General features: G+C 73.1%; 25 protein-coding genes. 14 read left to right on the forward strand and 11 right to left on the reverse strand.

All coding sequences use genetic code 11. The features are described 5' to 3' along the window. Positions 1-173 precede the first annotated feature (173 nt). The 7 genes from OG956_RS30975 to OG956_RS31005 all read left to right on the forward strand — a co-directional run bounded on the left by OG956_RS30975 (position 174) and on the right by OG956_RS31005 (position 6307). Entirely contained in the window at positions 174-938 is a 765-nt protein-coding gene (locus OG956_RS30975; protein ID WP_330341300.1) for a HipA family kinase, read from the forward strand. After that, positions 935-1384 carry a DUF3037 domain-containing protein gene (locus OG956_RS30980; RefSeq protein WP_330341301.1) on the forward strand — a complete coding sequence of 150 codons (450 nt, stop codon included), beginning with the start codon at positions 935-937 and terminating at the stop codon, positions 1382-1384. The genes OG956_RS30975 and OG956_RS30980 overlap by 4 nt, the downstream gene beginning before the upstream one ends. A gap of 166 nt (positions 1385-1550) precedes the next feature. Beyond that, entirely contained in the window at positions 1551-2312 is a 762-nt protein-coding gene (gene fabG / locus OG956_RS30985; RefSeq protein ID WP_330341302.1) for a 3-oxoacyl-ACP reductase FabG, read from the forward strand. 12 nt (positions 2313-2324) lie between these two features. Further along, a complete protein-coding gene (locus OG956_RS30990; RefSeq protein ID WP_330341303.1) occupies positions 2325-3095 on the forward strand; it encodes an SDR family oxidoreductase in 771 nt (256 codons plus the stop codon). Positions 3096-3293: 198 nt separating this feature from the next. After that, positions 3294-4874, forward strand: a complete 1581-nt coding sequence (locus OG956_RS30995; RefSeq protein ID WP_330341304.1) for an ABC transporter substrate-binding protein — start codon at positions 3294-3296, stop codon at positions 4872-4874. Positions 4875-4963: 89 nt separating this feature from the next. Beyond that, on the forward strand, positions 4964-5647 hold the full coding sequence (gene ung, locus OG956_RS31000; RefSeq protein ID WP_330341305.1) for a uracil-DNA glycosylase: 684 nt from the start codon (positions 4964-4966) through the stop codon (positions 5645-5647). 201 nt (positions 5648-5848) lie between these two features. Further along, entirely contained in the window at positions 5849-6307 is a 459-nt protein-coding gene (locus tag OG956_RS31005) for a hypothetical protein (RefSeq protein ID WP_330341306.1), read from the forward strand. 17 nt (positions 6308-6324) lie between these two features. Here OG956_RS31005 and OG956_RS31010 read toward each other — a convergent pair whose 3' ends face one another. The 3 genes from OG956_RS31010 to OG956_RS31020 all read right to left on the reverse strand — a co-directional run bounded on the left by OG956_RS31010 (position 6325) and on the right by OG956_RS31020 (position 8044). Next, positions 6325-6780, reverse strand: coding sequence for a hypothetical protein (locus OG956_RS31010; RefSeq protein ID WP_330341307.1), 456 nt, complete (start codon positions 6778-6780; stop codon positions 6325-6327). Positions 6781-6894: 114 nt separating this feature from the next. After that, complete coding sequence (locus OG956_RS31015) at positions 6895-7410, reverse strand: DinB family protein (RefSeq protein WP_330341308.1); 516 nt, start codon at positions 7408-7410, stop codon at positions 6895-6897. A 10-nt stretch (positions 7411-7420) separates the two neighbouring features. Then, the gene (locus tag OG956_RS31020) at positions 7421-8044 is read right to left on the reverse strand and encodes a TetR/AcrR family transcriptional regulator (protein WP_330341309.1); all 624 of its coding nucleotides are present in this window, start codon (positions 8042-8044) and stop codon (positions 7421-7423) included. 82 nt (positions 8045-8126) lie between these two features. Between OG956_RS31020 and OG956_RS31025 the strand changes: the two genes are divergently transcribed. Together OG956_RS31025 and OG956_RS31030 are read left to right on the forward strand one after the other, a co-directional pair. After that, positions 8127-9296: an FAD-dependent monooxygenase gene (locus tag OG956_RS31025; RefSeq protein WP_330341310.1), complete on the forward strand. Its 1170-nt coding sequence runs from the start codon at positions 8127-8129 to the stop codon at positions 9294-9296. Positions 9297-9306: 10 nt separating this feature from the next. Further along, positions 9307-10218, forward strand: coding sequence for a Gfo/Idh/MocA family protein (locus OG956_RS31030; RefSeq protein ID WP_330341311.1), 912 nt, complete (start codon positions 9307-9309; stop codon positions 10216-10218). On the opposite strand, the gene lnt is transcribed toward OG956_RS31030, so the two are convergent. The 3 genes from lnt to OG956_RS31045 form a co-directional block, all read right to left on the reverse strand. Then, positions 10136-11710, reverse strand: coding sequence for an apolipoprotein N-acyltransferase (gene lnt, locus OG956_RS31035; protein ID WP_330341312.1), 1575 nt, complete (start codon positions 11708-11710; stop codon positions 10136-10138). The two genes, OG956_RS31030 and lnt, sit on opposite strands and share 83 nt — an antisense overlap. Before the next feature lie 305 nt (positions 11711-12015). Further along, the gene (locus OG956_RS31040) at positions 12016-12492 is read right to left on the reverse strand and encodes a nuclear transport factor 2 family protein (protein WP_330341313.1); all 477 of its coding nucleotides are present in this window, start codon (positions 12490-12492) and stop codon (positions 12016-12018) included. A gap of 116 nt (positions 12493-12608) precedes the next feature. Beyond that, positions 12609-14657 (reverse strand): restriction endonuclease, encoded by a 2049-nt coding sequence (locus tag OG956_RS31045; protein ID WP_330341314.1) that lies wholly within the window; start codon positions 14655-14657, stop codon positions 12609-12611. 175 nt (positions 14658-14832) lie between these two features. Here OG956_RS31045 and OG956_RS31050 point away from each other — a divergent pair, with 175 nt between their 5' ends. Then, positions 14833-15495, forward strand: a complete 663-nt coding sequence (locus OG956_RS31050) for a hypothetical protein (protein WP_330341315.1) — start codon at positions 14833-14835, stop codon at positions 15493-15495. Between the two features lie 45 nt (positions 15496-15540). On the opposite strand, the gene OG956_RS31055 is transcribed toward OG956_RS31050, so the two are convergent. Further along, entirely contained in the window at positions 15541-15723 is a 183-nt protein-coding gene (locus OG956_RS31055) for a hypothetical protein (protein ID WP_330341316.1), read from the reverse strand. 541 nt (positions 15724-16264) lie between these two features. Further along, positions 16265-16741: a winged helix-turn-helix transcriptional regulator gene (locus tag OG956_RS31060; protein ID WP_330341317.1), complete on the reverse strand. Its 477-nt coding sequence runs from the start codon at positions 16739-16741 to the stop codon at positions 16265-16267. Between the two features lie 124 nt (positions 16742-16865). Between OG956_RS31060 and OG956_RS31065 the strand changes: the two genes are divergently transcribed. After that, positions 16866-18035, forward strand: coding sequence for a thiolase family protein (locus OG956_RS31065; RefSeq protein WP_330341318.1), 1170 nt, complete (start codon positions 16866-16868; stop codon positions 18033-18035). 6 nt (positions 18036-18041) lie between these two features. Here the strand turns inward: OG956_RS31065 and OG956_RS31070 are convergent, their stop codons facing one another. After that, on the reverse strand, positions 18042-18809 hold the full coding sequence (locus tag OG956_RS31070; RefSeq protein WP_330341319.1) for a TVP38/TMEM64 family protein: 768 nt from the start codon (positions 18807-18809) through the stop codon (positions 18042-18044). A 110-nt stretch (positions 18810-18919) separates the two neighbouring features. Continuing rightward, positions 18920-20071: a glutathione-independent formaldehyde dehydrogenase gene (locus OG956_RS31075; RefSeq protein WP_330341320.1), complete on the reverse strand. Its 1152-nt coding sequence runs from the start codon at positions 20069-20071 to the stop codon at positions 18920-18922. Positions 20072-20212: 141 nt separating this feature from the next. Between OG956_RS31075 and OG956_RS31080 the strand changes: the two genes are divergently transcribed. The 3 genes from OG956_RS31080 (at position 20213) to OG956_RS31090 (ending at position 23304) form a co-directional block, all read left to right on the forward strand. Continuing rightward, complete coding sequence (locus OG956_RS31080; RefSeq protein ID WP_330341321.1) at positions 20213-20935, forward strand: DNA alkylation repair protein; 723 nt, start codon at positions 20213-20215, stop codon at positions 20933-20935. Positions 20936-21199: 264 nt separating this feature from the next. Then, the gene (gene tuf, locus OG956_RS31085; RefSeq protein ID WP_330341322.1) at positions 21200-22372 is read left to right on the forward strand and encodes an elongation factor Tu; all 1173 of its coding nucleotides are present in this window, start codon (positions 21200-21202) and stop codon (positions 22370-22372) included. Positions 22373-22458: 86 nt separating this feature from the next. Beyond that, complete coding sequence (locus OG956_RS31090) at positions 22459-23304, forward strand: spermidine synthase (RefSeq protein WP_330341323.1); 846 nt, start codon at positions 22459-22461, stop codon at positions 23302-23304. On the opposite strand, the gene OG956_RS31095 is transcribed toward OG956_RS31090, so the two are convergent. Further along, positions 23266-24561, reverse strand: a complete 1296-nt coding sequence (locus OG956_RS31095) for an MFS transporter (protein ID WP_330341324.1) — start codon at positions 24559-24561, stop codon at positions 23266-23268. The genes OG956_RS31090 and OG956_RS31095 overlap by 39 nt on opposite strands. Positions 24562-24641: the final 80 nt, after the last annotated feature.

Below are 24641 nucleotides of genomic sequence, written 5' to 3' on the forward strand. Positions count from 1 at the left end.
CTTGTCGTGATCCGCCCAGGGGTACGGCGCCCGGCCGCCGCCCGTTCAGACGGCACCCCCGATCGTTCGGACGGCACCCCGGTCCTCACCGCCCGGGCATGAGACGGGCGTAAGCCGCGGCTGCCGGTCGGCTGTGGGCCCTGCTGCCCGCCGCACCCCAGTAACCTGGGGCGATGCTCAAGGAAGTCACCGCGACCCGCTACATCACGCCGCTGCGTGAGGGGGGCTCGCTGCCGGGGCTCGTCGAGGCCGACGACTTCGGGACGTACGTGCTGAAGTTCACGGGCGCCGGCCAGGGTCGCAAGACGCTCGTCGCCGAGGTGGTGTGCGGCGAACTCGCCCGCCGCCTCGGCCTGCGGACGCCCCGCCTGGTCACCGTCCGGCTGGACCCGGTGCTCGGACTCGGCGAGCCCGAACAGCAGGTGCAGGACCTGCTCAGGTCCAGCGGCGGCGCCAACCTCGGCATGGACTTCCTCTCCGGCGCCCTCGGCTACGACCCGCTCGCCTTCCCGGTGAGCCCTGCGGAGGCCGGCCGGATCGTCTGGTTCGACGCGCTGGTCAACAACGTCGACCGGTCCTGGCGCAACCCCAACCTCCTGGTGCACCGCGGCGACCTGTGGCTCATCGACCACGGCGCCACCATGATCTGGCACCACAACTGGCCCGCCGCCTCGGGCTCCGCGGCCCGCCCCTACGACGCCGGCGACCACGCCCTCGCCCGCTTCGGCCCCGATCTCGCCGCCGCCGCGGCCGAGTTGGCGCCGAAGGTCACCGAGGACCTGCTCGCCGAGGTCACCGCCGAGATCCCCGACGCCTGGCTCACGGACGAGCCGGGCTTCGACACCCCGGACGACCTGCGCCGGGCCTACGCACGGCCGCTGCTCGCGCGGGCGGCCGCCATCGCCGAACGCATCACCGGCATCGAGGGGACCACGTGAGCGAGACCCACATCCACATGGCCGGCCACGTCACCGAGCGGCACATCACCCGGTCGGGCCAGGGCGGCGACCGGGACGTGTTCGAGTACGCGCTGATCCGGGTCGTACCCCGCGTCGAGCGCGGCGAGTGCGTCAACGCCGGCGTCGTCGTCTACTGCCGCGCCAAGGCCTACGTCGGCGCCCGCACCCATCTGGACGAGGCCCGGCTGCTCGCCCTGGACCCGGACGCGGACGTGGCCGGGATCCGCGCCGCGCTCGGCGCGGTGGAGCGGCACTGCGCGGGCGGCGAGGAGGCCGGGCAGGCGGCCGGGGACGACGCCGGGCGCCGCTTCCGCTGGCTGATCGCGCCCCGCTCCACGATCGTCCAGCCCGGTCCCGTGCACACCGGTCTGACCACCGACCCGGCCGCCGAGACCGAGCGGTTGCTCGACCTCCTGGTGAGGTAATGGATCACATGCACCCGGTGTGCCGTTGACACCGGGTGCCAGGGCTTCTAGCGTCACGTGTGCTGAAGGTACTAAGCGGTCGCTCACCGCATCACAGAGCCCCCGGAGGAGCCGCCGCAGGCTCTCCAGGGGCGCCAGGTTCTCTCAAGGGCGAGGAGAAGCAGCAATGTCCACCACTGAACAGCGGGTCGCGGTAGTCACCGGCGCGGCGCGCGGCATCGGAGCCGCCACCGCCGTGCGGCTGGCCGCCGAGGGCCGTGCCGTCGCCGTGATCGACCTCGACGAGGCCGCCTGCAAGGACACGGTCGAGAAGATCACCGCCGCGGGCGGCAAGGCGATCGCCGTCGGCGCCGACGTCTCCGACGAGGCGCAGGTCGAGGCGGCCGTCGCCCGGATCGCCGAGGAGCTGGGCGCCCCGACCATCCTGGTCAACAACGCCGGTGTGCTGCGCGACAACCTGCTGTTCAAGATGAGCGTCTCCGACTGGGACACCGTCATGAACGTGCACCTGCGCGGCTCGTTCCTGATGACCAAGGCCGTCCAGAAGCACATGGTCGACGCCGGCTGGGGCCGGATCGTCAACCTCTCCTCCTCCTCGGCGCTCGGCAACCGCGGCCAGGTCAACTACTCCGCCGCCAAGGCCGGTCTCCAGGGCTTCACCAAGACCCTCGCCATCGAGCTGGGCAAGTTCGGCATCACCGCCAACGCCGTCGCCCCCGGCTTCATCGCCACCGAGATGACCAAGGCCACCGCCGACCGCGTCGGCATGGGCTTCGAGGACTTCAAGAAGGCCGCCGCCACCCAGATCCCGGTGCAGCGCGTCGGCGAGCCCGAGGACATCGCCAACGCCATCGCCTTCTTCACCGGCGAGGCGGCCGGCTTCGTCTCCGGCCAGGTGCTGTACGTCGCCGGCGGACCGCTCAACTAAGGGACCAGGTACATGACTTCCGCTGAACTCCCCGAGCTCTCGGGCAAGGTCGCCCTCATCACGGGCGGCAGCCGCGGCATCGGCTACGGCGTCGCCGAGGCGCTCGTCGCCCGGGGCGACCGCGTATGCATCACCGGCCGCGGCGAGGACGCCCTGAAGGAGGCCGTCGAGAAGCTCGGCGCGGACCGGGTGATCGCCGTCGCCGGCAAGGCCCACGACCTGGCCCACCAGACCGAGGCCGTCGAGCGCACCATGGAGGCCTTCGGCCGCCTGGACTTCCTCGTCAACAACGCGGGCACCAACCCGGTCTTCGGCCCGATCGCCGACCTCGACCTGGAGGTCGCCCGCAAGGTCTTCGAGACCAACGTGATCTCCGCGCTCGGCTTCGCCCAGAAGGCCTGGCACGCCTGGCAGAAGGACAACGGCGGCGCGATCGTCAACATCGCCTCGATCGCGGGCCTCGCGCCCTCGCCGTTCATCGGCGCCTACGGCGTCAGCAAGGCCGCCATGATCAACCTGACCCAGCAGCTGGCGCACGAGTTCGCGCCGAAGGTGCGGGTCAACGCGATCGCCCCGGCCGTGGTCAAGACCAAGTTCGCGCAGGCGCTGTACGAGAACCGCGAGGAGCAGGCGGCCGCCGCCTACCCCCTCGGCCGGCTCGGCGTGCCCTCCGACATCGGCGGGGCCGCCGCCTTCCTCACCTCCGAGCAGTCCGACTGGATCACCGGTCAGACGCTCGTCGTGGACGGCGGCATCTTCCTCAACGCCGGCGTCGGAGCCTGAGCCCGTTTCCGGGCGTCGATTTTCGGACAGATCGGCGCCCGGAACGCCCCCTGGAGTCCGCTCAGCGGACTGACAACGTCGTCATGGCGGCACCGCTCGCGAATCGATCAAGAAGCCCTGTTTCCGGGGAGGTTCCAAGGCCCGGACGCTGCGGTATGGTCTGCCGACCCTTGGTATGGCAGATCGAGGAGCGTGCGCGTGTTCAACCGGAACCGATTCCTGCGGAGAGTCGCGGCGATCGCGTCCATATCCCTGGTGGCCACCGGCTGCGGCCTGCTGTCCGACGGCGGCGGCGACGACAAGGGGCCCATCGTCGTGGGCACCACCAGCGCCCCCAGCACGCTGGATCCCGCCGGAGCCTGGGACGGCTCCTGGGAGCTGTACCGGAACATCTTCCAGACGCTCGTCGCCTACCCCAGCGGTGCCACCGCCCCCCAGCCCGACGCGGCCCAGAGCTGCTCCTTCACGGACTCCTCCAGCCGCACCTACCGCTGCACGCTCCGCGCGGGCCTGAAGTTCGCCGACGGCAACGCCCTGAACGCCCAGGCCGTCAAGTACTCCATCGACCGCATCCGCACCATCAACGCCCCCAGCGGCCCCGCCGGGCTGCTCGGCAGCCTGGACCGGGTGCAGGTGCTCGGCGACCGCGAGATCGTCTTCCACCTCAACCAGTCCGACGCCACCTTCCCGTTCGTGCTGGCCACACCCGCCATGTCGATCGTCGACCCGGACGACTACCCCGCGCGCTCCCTGCGCAAGGACGACAAGGTCTACGGCTCCGGGCCGTACAAGCTGCAGTCCTACGAGGAGGGCAAGCAGGCCGTCCTCACCGCCAACGGCAACTACCACGGCTTCGCCCGGCGGCAGAACGACGCGGTGACCATCCGCTACTTCCAGGACTCGGCCGAGATGGTCAAGGCGCTGCGCGCCAAGCAGATCGACGTCACCTACCGCGGCCTCGGCGCCGACGACATCCTCGCCCTGCAGCAGCACGCCGACAGCAACCTCCAGCTGGTCGACGGCTCCGGCATCGACATCAGCTACCTGGTGTTCAACCCCAAGGACCCGTGGGCCAAGCAGCCCGCCGTGCGCAAGGCCGTCGCCCAGATCGTCGACCGGGGCGCCATCGCACACAAGGTGTACAAGGACACGGTCGACCCGCTGTACTCGATGGTCCCCAAGGGCCTGACCGGGCACAGCACCGGCTTCTTCGACGACTACGGCGACCCGAGCGTCCCCAAGGCCCGCAAGATCCTCTCCGACGCGGGCATCCACCAGCGCGTCCCGCTCACCCTCTGGTACACCACCGACCGCTACGGCTCCGAGACGGCGCTGATGTTCCAGGAGCTGAAGCGGCAGCTGGAGGCCTCCGGACTGTTCACGGTCACGCTCAAGAGCCGCCCCTGGAAGACCTACGTCGTCGGCTACCAGAAGGGCGAGTACCCGGTGTTCGGCCGCGGCTGGTTCCCGGACTTCCCCGACGCGGACAACTTCATCGCCCCGTTCGTCGGCGAGCACAACGCGCTCGGCACGCCCTACCCGGTCCCGCAGATCACCGGCAAACTGCTGCCCCACTCGCGCGCGGAGAGCGACCGCGCCCGCACGGTCAAGGACATGGAGGAGGCCCAGCAGATCATCGTGAACGACGCGCGGCTGATCCCGCTGTGGCAGGGCCGGCAGTACATCGCCGCCAGCGAGGACATCTCCGGCGGCGAGCAGGCCCTCGACCCGTCGACGATCATGATGATGTGGGCGCTGCACCGCAAGACCAGCTGGTGAACCCCCCTTCGGCTGCCGGTTGTCAGTGGTCGCCTGTAGGTTCTGAAGCCTGGACGTGACCACGCCGTAGTAGACCGAAGGACGTTGACGTGACCGACATCGCCATGCTGCCCGAGTCCTGGCGCGGGGTTCTGGGCGACGAGCTGCAGCAGCCCTACTTCAAGGAGCTGACCGAGTTCGTCGAGGAGGAGCGGGCGAAGGGTCCCGTCTACCCGCCGCGCGAAGAGGTCTTCGCCGCGCTGGAGGCGACGCCGTACGAGCAGGTCAAGGTCCTCGTCCTGGGCCAGGACCCGTACCACGGCGAGGGCCAGGGCCACGGCCTGTGCTTCTCGGTCCGCCCGGGCGTGAAGACCCCGCCCTCCCTGCGGAACATCTACAAGGAGATGCAGCAGGAGCTGGGCCTGCCCATCCCGGACAACGGCTATCTGATGCCGTGGGCCCGGCAGGGCGTGCTGCTGCTCAACGCGGTCCTCACCGTCCGGGCCGGCGAGGCCAACTCGCACAAGGGCAAGGGCTGGGAGAGGTTCACCGACGCCGTCATCCGGGCGGTCGCCGACCGCCCGGACCCGGCGGTCTTCGTCCTGTGGGGCAACTACGCGCAGAAGAAGCTGCCGCTGATCGACGAGACGCGGCACGCGGTGGTCAAGGGCGCCCACCCCTCCCCGCTCTCCGCGAAGAAGTTCTTCGGCTCCCGCCCGTTCACCCAGATCAACGAGGCGATCGCCCGCCAGGGCCACGAGCCGATCGACTGGCGGATTCCCAACCTGGGGTAGGGCTGCCGGGGGCCGGAGGGCGCGCCCCGAAGGGGTGCGGGGCCGTGATCGACATGCGGCTCCGCCGCGTGGGCGCGCCCAGCCGCAACGGACCCGCGGCAGCCCGCCGGCCGGAAGCGCAACGGCGCTGCCTGCCCGGCTTTCCGGGCGGCACGGTTTAGCGTCGGCACCGTAGACCGGTCGACAGCCCGGAGGGCACCCGTGGCGGAGCAACAGGAACAGGCGGCGCCCGACGCCGTGCTCACGCGGATCGGGCAGGTCGTGATGCTGCACCACGGCGGCGACCGCGAGGAGGCCCGCAGCCGGCTGCTGACCCTGTGGGCGGAGATCGGCGAGGACGGCGACCCGCTGCACCGCTGCACCCTGGCCCACTATCTCGCCGACACCCAGGACGATCCGGAGGACGAACTCGCCTGGGACCTCAGGGCGTTGTCGGCGGCGGAGGAGGTGTCCGACGGCGGCGCTCCGCCGGGTGTGCGGGGGTTCCTTCCCTCGCTGCACCTCAATCTCGCCGCCGACTACGTGAAGCTCGGCCGGGACGAGGCCGCCCGCAGCCATCTGCGCCGGGCCCGCGAGACCGCCGGCGCGCTCGCCCCGGACGGGTACGGCGAGGGGGTGCGGGCCGCCATCGGCCGGCTGCAGTCGCGGCTGGGCGAGTGACGGCCTGCGGGCGCGTGTCAGCGGCCGTAGGCCTGGTCGCAGATCCGCGCCTCGGGGCTGTCCGCGCGCCAGCCACCGTACGTCCTGCCGAGGGCGCACACGTCCGGCGCCGGGCCGGCCGGCCTCGACCGGTCCGGTACGTCGGTGTGCGGCCGCCGGGGACGCTCGGTGTGCCGGTGCGGGGGAGCCGGTGGCCGGTGTGCGACCGGGGGCGCCTCGGGCCGGTGCGGGGGGCCGGCCGGCGCCGGGTGCCGCGGATGCCGGGTGGGACCCGTCATCTCCAGCGCCTCCTGGGCCGGCGCCGGTACGGGCCGGGGCCCGGCGCTGCCGTCCGTGCGCGGCGCCGCCGGGACCGAGGTGGTCGCCTCCCGGGGCGGCGCGGGCGTCGCGGGGGCCTGGACCGTCACACAGCCGGACAGGGCCGAGACGGCCACGGTGGCCAGGAGCGCTGCGGTGGTCGTCGTTCGATGCACCCGCGCAACTCTGCTGCGTCGGCACCCGGCTTGGCAGCAGGGAGCCGGGATTCATGCCCCGTACGGATGATCTCGTGCCCCGTCCGAGGGCTTCGAGGGTACCGAGGGTGACGCTCAGTCGCCGGTGGCGCCGTCGATGCGCTCGCGGAGCAGGTCGGCGTGGCCGTTGTGCCGGGCGTACTCCTCGATCATGTGGGCGTAGATCCAGCGGAGGCTGAACGGCTCGTCGGTGAACCGGCTCCTGCCCTGGGACAGGTCGTCGAGCCGGAAGGCCGCCGCGTTCCGCCGGGCGGTCTCGATCTCCGCCTGCCAGGTCGCGTACGCCTCCTGCCAGGTGGCGGCCCCGGTGACATGGAAGTCGCCGTCCGGGTCCTCGTCGGTGCAGTAGACGGGGCCGGGCTCGTCGCCCACCAGGACCTTGCGGAACCAGGCCCGTTCCACCTCCGCCATGTGCCGCACGAGACCCATGAGGGACAGCTCGGAGGGCGGTGCGGACGCGGTGCGCAGCTGTTCGTCGCTCAACCCCTCGCACTTGTGGGCCAGGGTCAGGCGGTGGTAGTCCAGCCAGCCCTCCAGCATGGCGCGTTCGCCGGCGTTCGGGGCGGGCTCTCGGCGTTCGATCGTGGTCATCCCCGTATCGTCATCGATCATCCGGCGCCTCCACCACGGGTTTTCTCCGGCCCAGCATCCCCCTGAGCAGCTCCCGCAGGCCCGTGCGGATCTCCTCCAGGCCCGGCGCCTCGGCGCTGAACGAGCCCGCCGCGCAGGAGAACATCAGCCCGTCCGCCCAGGCGACCAGGGACAGCACATGCCGGGCCGGCTCGGGGGAGCCGGCGGCGGTGAGCAGGGCGGCCAGCTGCTCCTTGAAGACGGCGCCCGCGCGGTCGTAGAAGGCCCGCAGCTCGGGGCGGCGGGTGGCCTCCAGGGCGAGTTCGTAGCGGGCGATCAGCAGGTCGCGGTCCCGGGTCAGGAACCGGTGCACGGCGAGCGCCAGCCCGTCGGCGAGCGCGTCGGGTCCGCCGTCCGGCGCCGGCATCTCCGCGGGGTCCAGCACCCGGGCCTCCCGCTCGGCGTGCCGGCGTACCGCCAGCTCCAGCAGGGCCTGCCGGGTGCGGGCCACGTTCGACGTCGAGCCGGGCGGCAGTCCCGCCGTCTCGTCCACCGCCCGGTGCGTCAGCCCGCGCATGCCGCGCTCGGCGAGCAGCGCGAGGGCGGCGTCGGCGACGAGATCGGCGCGGGAGGCGCTCGAGGTGCGTACGGACATGATCCGACCCTACCGGGATCACTACGTCTGTAGTAGCGTGCGGGTCACTACAGATGTAGTGAACGGGGAATGGGGAGGAACCATGACACAGTCGGACCGCGCGATCGTCATCGGCGGCGGCATCGGAGGCCTGGCCGCGGCGGCGGCCCTGCACCGAAGGGGCTGGGGCGTGACCGTCCTGGAGCGCGCCCCTTCCCTGGAGCCCGTCGGCGCGGCCATCTCCCTTGCCCCGAACGCCCTGCGCGCCCTGGACGTGCTCGGCATCGGCGACGAGATCAGGCAGCTGGCCGCCTGGCAGGGGGACGGCGGCCTGCGCACCCCGGGCGGCCGCTGGCTGTCCCGCACCAGCGCCGAGGCAGCCGCCGCCCGCTTCGGCGGCCCCCTGGTCCTGCTGCCCCGCGCCACCCTGGTGGACCGCCTCGCCGCCCTCCTGCCCCCCGGCGCCGTCCGCACCGCGGCCGGCGCGAGCCTCGCCGACCCCGGCGACCGCCGCAGGCCCGCCCGCGTCCGCACCGGCGACGAGGAACTGCCTGCCGAGCTGGTGGTCGGCGCGGACGGCGTCAACTCCCGTGTCCGCACAGCCCTCTTCCCCCGCCATCCCGGACCGGTGTACGCGGGGTTCACCACCTGGCGGATGCTGATCCCGCTGCCGGGCGTCCGGTTCGCCGCCCACGAGACCTGGGGCCGGGGCCGGCTCTGGGGCACGCACCCGCTCAAGGACGGCCGTGTCTACGCGTACGCGGCGGCCATGACCCCGGCCGGCGGCCGGGCGCCCGACGACGAGAGGGCCGAACTCCTGCGCCGGTTCGGCGACTGGCACGACCCGATCCCGGATGTGCTCGCCGCCGCCCGCCCCGAGGACGTGCTCCGGCACGACGTCCACCACATCGCCACCCCGCCGCCCGCCTACCATGCGGGCCGGACCGCCCTCCTCGGCGACGCCGCCCACGCCATGCCGCCCACCCTCGGCCAGGGCGGCAACCAGGCCGTCGAGGACGCCGTCGTCCTCGCCCACCACGCCCACGACCTGGCCGCCTACACCGCCGCCCGCCTCCCGCGCACCACCGCGATCGCCCGCCGGGCCGTCAGAGCGGCACGCGTGAACATGGCCGCGGGCCCCGCCGCCGTCGCCGTACGCGACACCGTGATCGCGGTCCTGTCGAAGGCCGCACCCGCGCTCCTCCTGCGCGGCTTCGACGGCATCGCCGGCTGGCGGCCGCCGTATGCTGCCCAGGACACGGTCGAGCGGTAGGGGAGCACACGTGAAGGTCGGCTGCATCGGACTCGGGGACATCGCGCAGAAGGCGTATCTGCCGGTGCTCGGCATGCAGCCGGGGGTCGACCTGCACCTCCACACCCGGACGCCCGCCACCCTCGAACGGGTCGCGGACACCCTGCACCTGCCGCCCGGGCAGCGGCACGGCACGCTCGACTCCCTGCTCGCGCAAGGGCTCGACGCGGCCTTCGTGCACGCGCCGACCGGCGCCCACCCCGAGATCGTCGCCCGGCTGCTCCAGGCGGGCGTCCCCACGTACGTGGACAAGCCGCTCGCCTACGAACTCGCCGACTCCGAGCGGCTGGTGGCCCTGGCCGAGCAGCGCGGGGTCTCGTTGTCCGTCGGCTTCAACCGCCGGTACGCGCCCGGGTACGCGCAGTGCCTGGACCATCCGCGCGAACTGATCCTCATGCAGAAGAACCGGATCGGGCTGCCCGAGGAACCGCGCACGATGATCCTGGACGACTTCATCCACGTCGTGGACACCCTGCGGTTCCTGGTGCCGGGCACCGTGGACGACGTCACCGTCCGCGCCCGCGTCCGGGACGGGGCACTGCACCACGTCGTGCTGCAGCTCGGCGGGGACGGCTTCACCGCGCTCGGCGTGATGAACCGGCTCAGCGGCTCCAACGAGGAGATCCTCGAGGTCTCCGGGCAGGACACCAAGCGTCAGGTGCTCAATCTCGCCGAGGTGATCGACCACAAGGGCCAGCCGACCGTGCGCCGGCGCGGCGACTGGGTGCCGGTGGCCCGGCAGCGCGGCATCGAGCAGGCGGTGCTCGCCTTCCTGGACGCCGTGCGCGCCGGGAAGGTGCTCAGCGCACGGGACGCGCTGGCGACTCATGAGCTGTGCGAGCGGGTGGTGCGAGCGGTGCAGGGCCGCCTCGGCGCAGCCTGAGCGCCCGCACCCCCTCGGCCGCGCAGCACGCGGCCAGCACCAGCAGCGCGCCGTACACCGGCCAGTCGCCGTAGCGGACGTACGGCGTGACGCCGTGCGCGAGCGGTACGTCGTACACCCGGGCGGCGCTCGCGCCGGTGCCGAGCCAGGGCCCGAGCCGCTGCCCCTTCGGCCCGTACACGGCCGAGACGCCGGTGAGCGTCGCGTGCACCATCGGGCGGCCGGTCTCGGCGGCCCGCAGCGCGGCCAGCGAGGCGTGCTGCGCCGGGGCCCAGCTGCCCTGGAAGGACGAGGTGGAGGACTGGCCGAGCAGGACGTCGGCGCCGTCCTCGGCCAGATGCCGGCTCATGTCGGGGAACGCGGTCTCGAAGCAGATCAGCGGTCCGATGCGCAGTCCGTGCCCCACGTTGATCACGACCTGCTCGCTGCCGCGCCTGCGGTCTTCGCCGGCCGCCTTGCCGACCGAGGTGGCCCAGCCCAGGAGAGAACGGGCGGGTATGTACTCGCCGAACGGCACGAGCCGCATCTTGTCGTACCGGTCGCCGGTCGGGCCGTCCGGGCCGATCAGCACCGAACTCTTGTAGATGCCGGGCCGGTCGGAGCGGCGCGCGTCCACGTTGACCAGGACGTCGGCACCGGTCGCCCGGGACAGCGCGGCGATCCGCCGGGCCAGGTCGGGACGGTCGCCCAGGTCGAACCCGACGCTCGACTCGCCCCAGACGACCAGGCCGAGGTGCTGCCCGGCGAGCCGCCGGGTCAGCTGCTCCTCGCGGTCGAACCGCTTGTCGCCGCTGTCGTGCCCGTCCACGATCCCGGGCTGTACGACGGCGATCCGCACATGCCCGTCGACGTCCGGCCGCGGCGCCCAGGCCCACACGGCCGAGGTCGCGGCGGCCGTGGCGACCAGCGAGGCCACGGCCGGGACCCGCGACGCGGGCACCGACACCAGCACGGCCGCCGCCACGTTCACGGCCACGATCAGGAAGCTGAGCAGCCACACCCCGCCCACCGAGGCGAGCCGCAGCGCGGGGGAGACCTGCCACTGGCTGGCGCCCAGCATGCCCCAGGGCCCGCCGAGCCCCTGCCAGGACCGCACCAGCTCCACCATCAGCCAGCCGGACGGCAGCACCAGCAGCGCGGCGGCTCCCCGCCCCGGCGTCGGCCGCTCTCCCAGGAACCGGCGCACCAGCCACCCCCAGGGCGCCCAGAGCGCGCCCAGCAGCGCGGCGATCAGGAAGATGAACACGTGCAGGCTCGGCAGCAGCCAGTGGTGCACCGCCAGCAGAAATCCGAAGCCGCCGCACCAGCCGTCGTACGCCGCCCGCCGCCCGGTGGGCGCCGAGCGGGCCAGCAGGATCCAGGGGACCAGCGCGACGTACGCGAACCACCACAGCGCCGGCGCGGGGAACGCGAGCACGGGCAGGGCACCGGCGACCACGGCCACGGCGGAACGCCGCCAAGGGGAGGTCAGCCAGCGGTCGATCATCCTCATACGGGCCCTCCCAGCCGTGCGCTCGTTCCAGTGTGCGCGGTCCAGGCGATCTACGACAGGGGGCACCTGCCCGGCGTGCGCCGGGGCATGCGCGGCGGCTTGCGTGGGGGCGGCTCGGGGGCCGGTGGCGGGGCGGCCGTGAGTGGCCGGGGCTTGCGAGGCGGTTGTGGGGCCAGGTGGCTGGGGGCGTGTGTGGGGCCGGTTGTGGGGCCGGTGCGGCTGCCGGGCTTGTTGGGCGGGGCCGACGTAGGGCTGGGCGGGGCGGGTGCCTGCGCGGGGGCGGTGGGCCCGGTGCGGGCGGTGTTCTAGGCGGTGGCCGGGCCCTGGGCCGGGAGGCGGCGCCACTTCTCCTGTGCGACCACCTCCCGCAGGCGCCAGCCCTCGGCGGTGCGGAGCACCCCGAATCCGTAGCTGCCCCCGCACACCAGGTCCGGGGCCGTGGGGCCGCCGTCGGCCGCGCGACGCATCGGGTTGAGGTAGTCGGCCCGTACCGAGGCCGTGTCGCCGGTGTCGTGCTCCAGGAAGCCGAACCGCACCTGGCGGTTGACGATCAGATGCTGCCGTACGGAGAACAGCGCCAGGCTCTCGGCGAGCCATCCGGCGACCCGCTCCGCGTCGCCCTCGATGCCGCCGGCCGAACGGTAGTCGGCCCTCCCGTCCACCGTGAACAGCTCCCGGTAGGCGCCCCAGTCGCCCTCGTCCACGGCCACCGCGTACGCGGTGATCAACTCGTCGACGGCCAGTCGGTCCATCACGGTGGCGAGTTCCGCACGCTGCGTCATCGGCACAGTGTTGGGCATGGCGGGCGCGGAGCCAAGAGGCGCGCCGGGACATTCGCCCGTAACCACGCGCCCGCACACCGGAGTCACCGAGGCGTCCGCTCCCGGACGCGGGCGGCCTACTCCACCTCGATGCCGTAGTCCGCGACGAGTTCCGCCAGACCGCCCGTGTAGCCCTTGCCGCCGAGCACGAAGTCCCAGTCACCGTTGGACCTGCGGCGGAAGGAGCCGAGTACCAGGGCGGTCTCGCCGGGCCGCCCGTCGCAGACCTCCAGTCGCCCCAGCTCGGTCATCCCGGGATCGAGCAGCCGGATGCGCGCGTCGGTGAATCCGGAGAGGTCGGCGTCCGGATCAGCCTCCGGGTCGACGGCGGCAACGAGCACGAGCCGGTCGGCCTCGGGCGGCAGCGCGTCGAAGGAGACGCCGATCGCGGCCCTGTCCGGTGCCTGGGCGGGAAGAGCCCGCACGGTGCCGTCCGGCGTCCGCGGGTTGTTGAAGAAGACGAAGTGATCCTCGCCGAGCACCCGGTTGCCCCGGCAGACGAGAGCGCACGCGTCCAGGGCAACACCTCCGGCCCACGCCATGCCCAGCACGTTGTGGTCGTCGGGGAGCCGGGGTTCCGGGGCGGACGGCGCCGGCCGCGTTCCGCCGCGGCCCGTACGATCGCCGAGGCGTCCGCGGAGCCCGTGACGGTGCAGCAGATCGACGAGTTCCGTGCCCGAGATCAGTTCCAGCGGTTTGCCGTGGGCGAAGGTGTGCGAGCCGGGGCCGAAGCCCGACGTCGTGACCAGCACGCCCTTGTTGGCGCCGGCGTCCTGCACGGTCCCGTACAGGTCGCGTACGGCGGTGGGCGGCACCGTGTGCCGGTAGCGCTTCACCTGCACGACGATCTTGCCGCCGCGGATCGGCGCCGGATCCAGGGCGTCGACGTCCACCCCGCCGTCGTTCGAGCGCTGGGTGGTGACTGCCTGCATCCCCATGGCCCGGAAGAGATCGGCGACGAGATTCTCGAAGGCGATCGGATCCATCTCGTACAGGTCGGGTTCCTCGTCGCCGCCCTGCGTGACGACACGGTTGCCGACGTCCTCGGGCCGGCGACCCGGCCGCACCGGCGCGAGCTGGTCGGGACGGGCCGAGAGCTGCCCGCGCAGCGCGTCGGCCAGACAGCTGCAGGCGTCCACCTGGGCCAGGTGGAGCTCGCGGAACGTCGAGCGCGCGGCCATCACGGTCGCCAGGTAGATGCGGCCCGGCCGGCCCGTCGTGGGGTCGTGCCCGTCCACGAACCCGTTCAGGGTCACCGACTCGAGCGCGCCCAGCTCGTCCGCGGCGAACAGCTCGTGCAGCACGAGCAGCACGCACTGCGCCAGCACCTCGCGGTAGAGAGCCCGCCGCTGGCCCACGGGCCGGGCGGTCTCCTTGTCCTGGTCCAGCCCGGGCATGTAGCGAACGGACTTGACCTCGGGTACGACGTCGTAGGCGGGCAGTTCCCAGTCCAGCACCAGCTGCCCGGCCGCCGCGTCGTAGGCCGCCGTCACCTGACGCGGAAACTCCTCCGGCCACGCGGCCGACGTGTGGAGAGCGGCGGTGAAGTACTCGACCACGGCGTCCGGATCGCGGCGCCCGACTCCTTCGGTCAGCTCGCCGACGCCGGCGTTGTGCCGCCGTACCTCGGCGAGCTGGGCGTCGGCCCACTGCTGGTACGCCGCCAGCTGCTGCTGCCGCTGCGCCTCCGCCGCCTGGGCCGCGTGCCAGTCCCGCTCGAAGCGCGCCCGAGCCTCCGCCTGGGCCTGGGCGCGGCGGGCGGCGGTCCATCCGCTCTGCGTCTGGTAGTGCGCGAAATCCGGCATCGGAACGGGCTGCGCCAGCGCACCCGGTGCGAACGGCTCGATCACCTCCGGGCGCAGGAGGGAGGAGGCCCGGAACGCCGGCGCCTGAACACCCGCGGCGAGAAGACCCTGCAGCGCTGCGACCTGTGCGTCCAGTTCCTCGGTCCGGCGCTGTGCCTCCGCCTGCCGGTACTCGCGATGGCTCTGGGCGACTCGCCGCTGGTAGGCGCGTGCCTGCTGCTCTTCCTGCCTCCGTCGTCTGGCTTCGGCCTGCGCCTGCCGCTGCTGCTGTCGCTGCATCTCGGCCCAGACGCCTATCACGCCATTGGAACGACGACTCATGTGGTGCAGGCCCTCCCCAAGCGCACTGGCTGTCCCCACAACCAGGTGTAACGGCACGACTCTAGTCAGGTCCGGCCGTCCCGCACACCGGCGGGGCGGCAGCAACCCGCTGGACCGTCCGCGCAGGTGCGGCGGCACAGTTGGAAGAAGCCGCCGGCGTCCGGATCATGGCCGCATGACGAAGCCGACGACGAACAACGGGCCCGCGGCCGAGCCGGTACCCGAGCCGGAGCTATCCGCGTACCAGCAGCAGATGCGGCGGCGACTGCTCGCCGCCCCGGTCGTACCGGCGCCGGAGCCGTGGCGGCGCATCGCGTACGCCCCGGTCGGCGGCCTGCTCGGCATCGGCTTCGCCTCGCACCCACGGACCGGCCAGGATCTCGTGATGGTCGTGTCCCACGACGGGCACGGTCTCTTCGACGGCGTCACGGGAGAGAGGATCGCGCGGGCCCGCGACCCGCAGCCCGACTGCGAGGAGAGCGGACCGGCCGCGGATCCCGCCATGTCGTGCCCTGGACTGGGACCGGTCGCCGGACGCAGGGTGCGCGTCGCCGGGCTCTTCGGAGGGGGACTGCACACCACCACCGGCGACGGCTGGCAACTGGAGGTCGTCGCGCCGGCCTGGCCGTACGAGCGTGTCCTGCTCTCCCGGGGCGACGCACTGCCGCACTCCGGACCGCACGGAGAGCGCTGGTGGCATATCTTCCACGCGCACTACTCCGAACTCCGCGCCACCGGATTCTCGCCCTCCGGACGGACCCTCGCCGTGGCGACGAGCAGTGATCTGTCCCTGTGGACCCGCGAGGCCGACGCCGGGGGCGGGAGCGGCGAGGGATGACCGCGGCGGCGGGCGGGCGCAGGCGGTCCCGGGGCGCCGTACGCGTCACGCCGCCTTGATGACCTCGCAGCGGATCGCCTCGGCCCACTCGATCACCAACTGCTCGTACTCCGCGCGCTCCTGGGCCGACAGGGTGCCGCCCGCACGCAGCCAGAGCGCCCGGATCTGCTCGTTCACCTCGGCAGCAGACCGCACGGAACCAGAGAACGGGGGGACTTCGGGGGACATGCGGACAGCCTAGGGGTAAGCACTGACACTGCGCTACCGCCCGGCTACACAGAAGGTATGCGGTTGGTCACCGTCACCGGCCGCGGTGCCTTCTTCTCGCCCGCGTCGCCCCGGCTGTGCCCTGCGGGGCCGCACGAGGACGCGGGCGCGGGCCGCGGCGACGCGCCGGGCCGGATACGGCCGTACGCCACCGCCGGAGCCGGGAATCCGCAGGTCCCGGCGACCCTGCGAGGCACCTCGGACAGCAGGGCCAGGGCGCTCGGCGGACCCGGAGCATCCAGCCCGCGGAGATGTCCGAAACAGTCCCCGCGCACGGGGCCGGGGCGAACCGCAGGGCCAGGGCCGGGGCGAACGGCAGGGCGAGGGTTGCGCGAGGGGCCCCCGTCCGCGCCTACCCAGCCCGTCGGCTCCGCCGGTGAGGGTTCGGGGCAAGCGGCTGGACCAGCGCGCTCACCAACCGGCGTGAGGGTGGACGGGTGAATGGCCCCCGAAGGATCACGCCACTCCTGGCCGACGGCAAGCAGGTCTGGGGACTGCCGTCTCACCCAACTGCCGCCGTGGGCCCGCTGATCGTCCAGCCCGGGGCCTGGGGACGGGCCGTGAGGTGCTCGGGGTGGATCTCCTCGCCGCAGGCGCGGCAGGTGACGACCGGGACCAGTTCGTGGCCGCAGCGGTGCTCGATGGACATGGGCAGGTCGGCGCCCTTGCGGATGTGGCGGTCGCCCCACTCCTTGAGTGTCATCAGAACCGGGTGCAGTTCCAGGCCCGCCTGTGTGGCCAGGTACTCGAAGCGCTGCGGGCGCTCGCTGTAGAGGCGCTTGGTGAGGATCCCGGCGTCCACGAGCCGGCGCAGCCGGGCGGCCAGGATGTCGCGGGGGGCGCCGGTGTTGCGCACCAGCTGGTCGAAGCGGCCGTTGCCGAGGCACACCTCGCGCAGGACGAGCAGCGAGTACTTCTCCCCGACCACCGCGAGGGCGTCGGCGATGGAGCAGGGGCGCGGGTCTTTCGTGGCGGCCATGGCGCCCAGTCTAGAGGAGGGTTTGATTTCCAAACTAAGCGAGTTATGGTGGGTCCGGATTTCCTACTCACCGGTAGCTGCCGTGGCCCGCCGCGAGCAGCCGGGCGGCCAAGGAGGCCCCGCCATGCGTGACGCCGTGATCGTCGAAGCCGTACGCACCCCCATCGGCAAGGGCAAGCCGAACGGCTCCCTCGCCCACGTCCACCCCGTGCAGCTGCTCGCCCACACCCTGCGCGCCCTCGTCGAACGCTCCGGCGTCGACCCGGCGCTGATCGACGACGTCATCGGCGGCACCGTGGACCAGGTGGGCGAGCAGGCCATGAACACCACCCGGTACGCCGTCCTCGCCGCCGGGTTCCCCGAGACGGTCCCGGCGACCACGGTGGACCGCCAGTGCGGCTCCTCCCAGCAGGCCGTGCACTTCGCCGCGCAGGGCGTGATCTCCGGGGCGTACGACCTGGTGGTCGCCTGCGGCGTGGAGTCGATGAGCCGGGTGCCGATGTGGTCCAACGTGCCCGCGGGCAAGGACCCGTTCGGACCCGGCGTCGCCGAGCGCTACCCCGAAGGCCTGGTCCCCCAGGGGATCAGCGCGGAACTGATCGCCGCCAAGTGGTCGCTCACCCGGGCGCGGATGGACGAGTTCGCCGTCTCCTCGCACCACAAGGCCGCAGCCGCCTGGCAGGCAGGCCTCTTCGACGCCGAGGTCGCGCCGCTGGACGGCGTCGCCCGCGACGAGTGCGTCCGCCCCGACAGCACCCCGGAGATACTCGCCGGCCTCAGGCCCGCCTACTACGACCCCGCCTTCGCCGAGCGCTTCCCGCAGATCGAGTGGAACGTCACCGCGGGCAACGCCAGCCCGATCAACGACGGCGCCTCCGCCGTCCTGATCACCTCCAGCGACACCGCCGCCCGCCTCGGCCTGCGCCCGCTCGCCCGGCTGCACAGCTTCGCCGTCACCGGCTCCGACCCGCTGCTGATGCTCACCGGGGTGATCCCGGCGACCGAGAAGGTGCTGCGCAGGGCGAGGCTGAAGCCGGCGGACATCGACCTGTTCGAGGTCAACGAGGCGTTCTCCAGCGTGGTGCTGGCCTGGCAGCAGGAGACCGGCGCCGACCTGGCCAAGGTCAACGTGCACGGCGGCGCAATCGCCCTCGGCCACCCCCTCGGCGCCAGCGGCACCCGGCTGACCACCACCCTGGTCCACGCCATGCGGGAGCGGGGCGCCCGGTACGCCCTGCAGACCATGTGCGAGGCGGGCGGCCTGGCCAACGCGATGATCCTCGAGGGGGTCTGAGAACGGCTACCGGCCGCGCAGACGGTGCCGCTTGCGCCACGCCACCAGTGAGCCGGCGAGTGCCGGTGCGGCGATGCAGGCCATTGCGATCAGGAACACCGGGGAGGTCGGCGTGGCGGCGCGGGCGCCGGCCACCGCGTAGGCGGCCGTGTTCGGGATCGAGCCCAGCGCGGTCGCCAGCAGGAAGGGCAGCCAGCCCATCCGGGAGACGGCCGCGCAGTAGTTCGCCGCGCAGAACGGCACGCCGGGAAACAGCCGGACCGCCAGCATCGACCGGAACCCGTGCCGGCTGAGCTGGCCGTCGGCCGCCCGCAGCCAGCGGCCCCGCAGCAGCGGGCGCAGCGCGTCCTGCCCCAGTACCCGGCCCAGCCCGAACGCCACGCCCGCCCCGAGCACCGTGCCGGCCAGTGCTGTCGCCAGCCCCAGCTGCGAGCCGAACAACGCGCCCGCCGCCAGGTTGAGCACGGGACGCGGCACGAACGCCACGGTGCACAGCCCGTACGCCACCGTGAACACCACGGCTGCCGCGGCCCCGCCGAGCTGCGGCGGCCACCCGTGCGTCAGCAGCCGCTGCGGCTCGAAGGCGAGCACACCCGCGGCCGCACCGGCGAGCAGGGCGAGCAGCAGCGACAGCCGCGCGTAGGGAGACACCAGCGCCCGCGCGCACCGCCCGGCGAACCCGGCGCGGGGCGGGGCGGACACGGGCACGGCGAGCTCCGTGGCGGCGGTCCGGACAGAGGCGGTGGCGGTGCCAGAGCGGGTGGCATCGAGCATCCGGTGACATTAACCGACGAACCCCTGTGATCGCCGCCGGGAGGACGCGATGGGGTCCGGGCGCCTGGCGCGCCCGGACCCCTTCGTCCCACGGTCGTCTCAGGAGCGACTCACGCGGCGAGTGCGTGACCGGGGTGGAGCACCACCTTGGTGTAGCCCTCGACCCGCTTGTCGAACTTCTCGTACGCCTGCGGCGCCTGGTCCAGCGGCAGTTCGTGGGAGACCACGAAACTGGGCTTGGCGCGCCCGGCGATGATCAGATCGCGCAACTGCCGGTTGTACTGCTTGACGTTGCACTGGCCCGTGCCCATCTGCTGGCCCTTCTCGAACATCCTGCCGATGGAGACGAGCAGTTGGCCGTGCTTGGCGTGTTCGTCGGGGCCGCCCGGGTCCGAGGGCACGTACAGGCCCGGCACACCGAGCATGCCCGTCGGCCGTACCGTCTCGACCAGCGCGTTCAGCACGATGGCCGGTTCCTCGTGACTGGCGTCGTGTGCCTGGGCCTGGTAGCCGACGGCGTCGACGCCCTTGTCGGTTCCCTCGCCTCCGGTCTGCTCCTTGATCTGCTCCGCCGGGTCGCCCTTGGTGAAGTCGATGGGGATCGCCCCGATCTCCTCCGCCTTGGCCAGCCGCTCGGGCACCCGGTCGACGGAGAACACCTTCGCGGCGCCGCGCAGCAGCGCCGAGTAGGCGGCCATCAGCCCCACCGGCCCGGCGCCGTAGACGGCCACGCTCTCACCGGGGGACACCCGGGCGAGTTCGCAGCCGTGGTAGCCCGTCGGGAAGATGTCGGCGAGCAGCACGAAGTCGGTCTCGAACTCCTCGCCCGGGGGCAGTTTCAAGCAGTTGAAATCGGCGAACGGCACCCGCAGCAGCTCGGCCTGGCCGCCCGTGTACGGGCCCATCGCCACATAGCCGTAGGCGCCGCCGGCGAATCCGGGATTGACCGTCAGACAGAAGCCCGTCTTCCCGGCCAGACAGTTCTTGCAGAACCCGCAGGCGACATTGAACGGCATCACGACCCGGTCGCCCTTGGACAGCGAGGTCACGCCGCTGCCGACCTCCTCGACGACGCCGAGGTTCTCGTGCCCGAAGACGATGCCCGACTCGGCCGCCGTGCGGCCCTCGTACATGTGCAGGTCGGAGCCGCAGATCGCGGTCGACGTGACGCGTACGAGCACATCGTTGGGATGCTGGATCCGCGGATCCTGGACGTCCTTCACCACCACACTGAAGGGTTCCTCGTAAACGACGGCTTTCACCTGTGTCACCTCCGCCCGCTACACCACGGGTACTTCCAGGTAACGCCGGTGCGGAAAGGGCCGCAAACCGGCGTCGGGAAGGGATGCGCACGGCGCTCCCAGGCACGCGAGTGAACGGGTGTTCGATAGTAGAGTGCGGTCATGACCGCCACTGGGACGGCCTCGCCGCGCGTGCCGCGCAGTGCCCTCGCCGACACCGTGCTCGACCGGCTCACCGCGGCCTTCGGCGCCGCCGCCGATCCGGCGCGGGCCGCCGCGATGCGGACGTACATGAAGGACGTGGCGCCCTTCCTCGGCATCCCCACCCCGGCCCGCCGCGCCCTGACCCGCACGGTCCTCGCCGGCACCCCGCGCCCGGACGAGGCCGACTGCACCGCGGTCGCGCTGCGCTGCTGGGCGCTGCCCGAGCGCGAGTACCACTACGCCGCGGTGGACTTCCTGCGCCGGCACGCCGGCCGCTGCTCCTCCGGCTTCCTGCCGGTGGCCCGGCACCTCGTCACCACGGTCCCCTGGTGGGACACCGTCGACCCGCTCGCCGCGCACGTGGTCGGACGCCTCGTCGCGGCCGACCCCGCGCTCACCGCCGACATGGACACCTGGATCACCGACGCCGGCCTGTGGCCGGTGCGCACGGCCCTGCTGCACCAGCTGGCCCGCAAGGACACCACCGACACCGACCGGCTGTTCGGCTACTGCCTGCTCCAGGCCGGGCATCCCCACTTCTTCATCCGCAAGGCGATCGGCTGGGCCCTGCGCGAGTACGCCAAGACCGACCCCGACGCCGTACGGGCCTTCCTGGCGCGGGAGCGGGGCCGGTTCGCGCCGCTCACCGTGCGGGAGGCCCTGAAGAACATCGGGGCCTGACCTCGGCCCGGCCGCCGCGAAAACCATTCGACGCCGCACCGCCGCTCGGCGATGATCGACCCCATGTTCCGGTACGCCTTCCTCCTCGCAGCATCCGCCGCCGCGGATGCGCCGAAGGCTGCCGTCCAGATCCTCGTGGCCGCCGTCGACGGCGCCCGAAGCTGACCCTCTCCGGAACGAACCGGCGGACCCCGCAGGGGGAGGGTCGGCCGGTCCTCGGGGTCCCGCATCCCTTCCACGCCTGAGAGGCTTCGAGGTACAGCCATGTCCAAAACGGCCTACGCGCGCACCAAGCCGCACCTCAACATCGGCACCATGGGGCACGTCGACCACGGCAAGACCACCCTGACCGCCGCCATCACCAAAGTCCTCGCCGAGCGCGGCACCGGCACCTTCGTGCCGTTCGACCGCATCGACCGGGCCCCGGAGGAGGCCGCGCGCGGCATCACCATCAACATCGCGCACGTCGAGTACGAGACCGACACCCGGCACTACGCCCACGTGGACATGCCGGGCCACGCCGACTACGTCAAGAACATGGTCACCGGGGCCGCACAGCTCGACGGGGCGATCCTCGTCGTCTCCGCGCTCGACGGGATCATGCCGCAGACCGCCGAACACGTGCTGCTCGCCCGGCAGGTGGGCGTCGACCACATCGTCGTCGCGCTCAACAAGGCCGACGGCACGGACGACGAGGAGCTGATCGACCTCGTCGAGCTGGAGGTCCGCGACCTGCTCACCTCCCAGGGCTACCCGGGCGACGCGGTACCGGTCGTACGGGTCTCCGGGCTCCGGGCGCTGGAGGGCGACCCGCGCTGGACGGCGGCCGTCGAGGCGCTGCTCGACGCGGTGGACACCTATGTGCCGATGCCGGAGCGGTACCTGGACGCGCCGTTCCTGCTGCCGGTGGAGAACGTGCTCACCATCACCGGGCGCGGCACGGTCGTCACCGGCGCCGTGGAGCGGGGCACGCTCCGCCTGGGGGACCGGGTGGCGGTGCTCGGCGCCGACGTGGAGACCGTCGTCACCGGGCTCGAGACCTTCGGCAAGCCGATGCAGGAGGCGCAGGCCGGGGACAACGTGGCGGTGCTGCTGCGGGGCGTGCCGCGGGACGCCGTGCGGCGCGGGCACGTCGTGGCGGCTCCGGGAAGCGTGGTGCCCGCCCGGCGGTTCACCGCCCGGGTGTATCTGCTGTCGGGCCGCGAGGGCGGCCGTACGACCCCGGTCGCCACCGGGTACCGGCCGCAGTTCTACATCCGCACCGCGGACGTGGTGGGGGACGTCGACCTCGGCCCGGCCGCGGTGGCCCGGCCCGGCGAGACGGTGGAGATGACCGTCGAGCTGGGGCGGGAGGTGCCGCTGGAGCCGGGGCTCGGGTTCGCCATCCGTGAGGGCGGGCGGACCGTGGGCGCGGGGACCGTCGGCTCCGTCGGGTAGCGGCTCAGGTGCGTGGGGAACCGCCGGCGCGTTCCGGCCGGCCGCGCGGTTCCCCGCGCCCCTCCGGGGCACGCGACAATGAACCCGTGACCGCGCAGATACCCGTTACCCGGACCACCGGCCACGGCACCGCCAAGCTGATGCCCGACGTCGATCGCGAGCGGGCCTGGCTGCTCACCGTGGACGGGGCGCCGCAGTCGTACGTCGATCTCGACGACCCGGCGCATCTGGAGTTCGAGTACGCGCGGCGGCTCGGGTACGTGCTCGACACCGTCGCCGACGAGGGGCTGCCGCTGGACGTGCTGCACCTCGGCGGCGGGGCGCTGACGCTGCCGCGGTACGTGGCGGCCACCCGGCCGGGCTCCCGGCAGGACGTCGTGGAGGCCGACGGGGAGCTGCTGGAGCTGGTGACCGAGTACGTGCCGCTGCCGCGGGGCGCGGGCATCGCACTGCACACCGCCGACGCCCGGGCCTGGCTGGAGGCGGCGCCGGACGACCACGCCGATGTGCTCGTCGCCGACGTCTTCGGCGGGTCCCGGGTACCGGCCCATCTGACCACGCTCGCCTACGCCCGCGAGGCCGAGCGGGTGCTGCGGCCCGGCGGGGTCTATCTGGCCAACCTCGCCGACGCGGCGCCGTTCGCCTTCCTGCGCTCCCAGCTCGCCACCTTCGCCGCCGTCTTCGAGGAGCTGGCGCTGATCGCCGAGCCCGGGGTGCTGCGCGGCCGGCGGTTCGGGAACGCGGTGCTGGTCGCCTCGCACCGGCCCCTCGACACCGCCGTGCTGGCCCGCCGCACCGCCGCGGACGTCTTCCCGGCGCGGGTCGAACACGGGGCGGCGATCAGCGAGTTCACCGGTTCGGCGCGCCCGGTCGAGGACGCCGACGCCGTGCCCTCACCCGAGCCCCCCGACGGTGCGTTCGGCATCGGCTGACCCGGCCGGGGAGCCGGCCACCCGCTGGGTACGGCGGGTCAGGGCCCGGACGTCCGGGACCAGCAGCACCAGCGCGGTCACCAGCACGACCAGCCCGGCGCACCCCCACAGCGCGGCCGGCCGGCCGAAGGCGCTCTCCGCGGGACCGGCCAGCGCGGTGGCGACGGGGACGAGCGAGACCGACCCGAACCAGTCGTACGCCGACACCCGGGAGAGCTTCTCCTCGGGGATCTCCTGGTGCAGTGCGGTCATCCAGGACACCCCGAACACCTCCACCGTCGTGCCGGCCGCGAACATCACCGCGTCCAGTGCCCCGGCCGGCGCCGGTACGGCCAGGGCGGCGGCGGGCAGGGCGAGGGGGAAGACGCAGAGGGTGCCGGCGAGGAGCAGGCGGCGGGGTTTCCAGCGGGTCATCAGCAGGGCGCCGGCCACCGTGCCCGCGCCGAACGCGGCCAGGGCCAGGCCCCAGGGGCCCGCGCCGCCGAAGTGGTCGCGGGCGACCAGTGGGCCGTAGACCGCCTCGGCGGCGCCGACCACCGCGTTGGCGATCGAGAACTGGACGACGATGCCCCACAGCCAGGGGCGGCCGGCGAACTCCTGCCAGCCGTCGCGGAGATCGGCCAGCATGCCCTCGCCGGGGGTGCGCGGCGGGATGTGGCCGGTGTCGAGGAAGGAGCGCAGGGCGCCCGCGACGGCGAAGGCCGCGGAGTCGAGCGCGAGCACCCAGCCGGGGCCGACGGCTGCGACGAGGGCGCCGCCCAGTGCCGCGCCGCCGAGCGCCGCGCCCTGCGTGGCCATGCGGAACACGGCGAACGCGCGGCCCGCCTGCTCGCCCTGCACCGAGGACAGCAGCATGCCCTCGGCCGCCGGGCCGAAGAACGCCTGCCCGGTGCCGCCGAGCGCGCTGAGCAGCATCATCTGCCACAGCCGGGGTTCGCCGGCCAGCACGAGTGCGGCGAAGGCGCCCTGGGAGAGGCAGTTGAGGGCGTTGGCGGCGACCATCACCCGGTGCCGGGGGAGCCGGTCCGCGAGCGCGCCGCCGATCAGCAGGAACACCACCAGCGGCACCGTGCGCGAGGCGGCCACGAGCCCCACGTCGCCGCCGTCGCCGCCCGCGTCCAGCACGGCGAACGCGGCGGCGACGAGCGAGCCGTTCGCACCGAAGCCGGTCACCACGGCCGCGGCCGTCAGCAGGGAGTGGTTGCGGCCCGCCCAGGAGGGTCTGCGCCGGCCGTGGGGGAAGGACGGTGGGTTCACTGGGCGACTATCGCTCCCGCGTGGGGCGGGGGCAATCGGTTTCTCCCGCGCGTCCGGCCGGAGACGCAGCGTTCCGGTCA

Origin of the sequence: Streptomyces sp. NBC_00557, assembly GCF_036345995.1 — a bacterium.
In the GTDB taxonomy this organism is placed as follows: domain Bacteria; phylum Actinomycetota; class Actinomycetes; order Streptomycetales; family Streptomycetaceae; genus Streptomyces.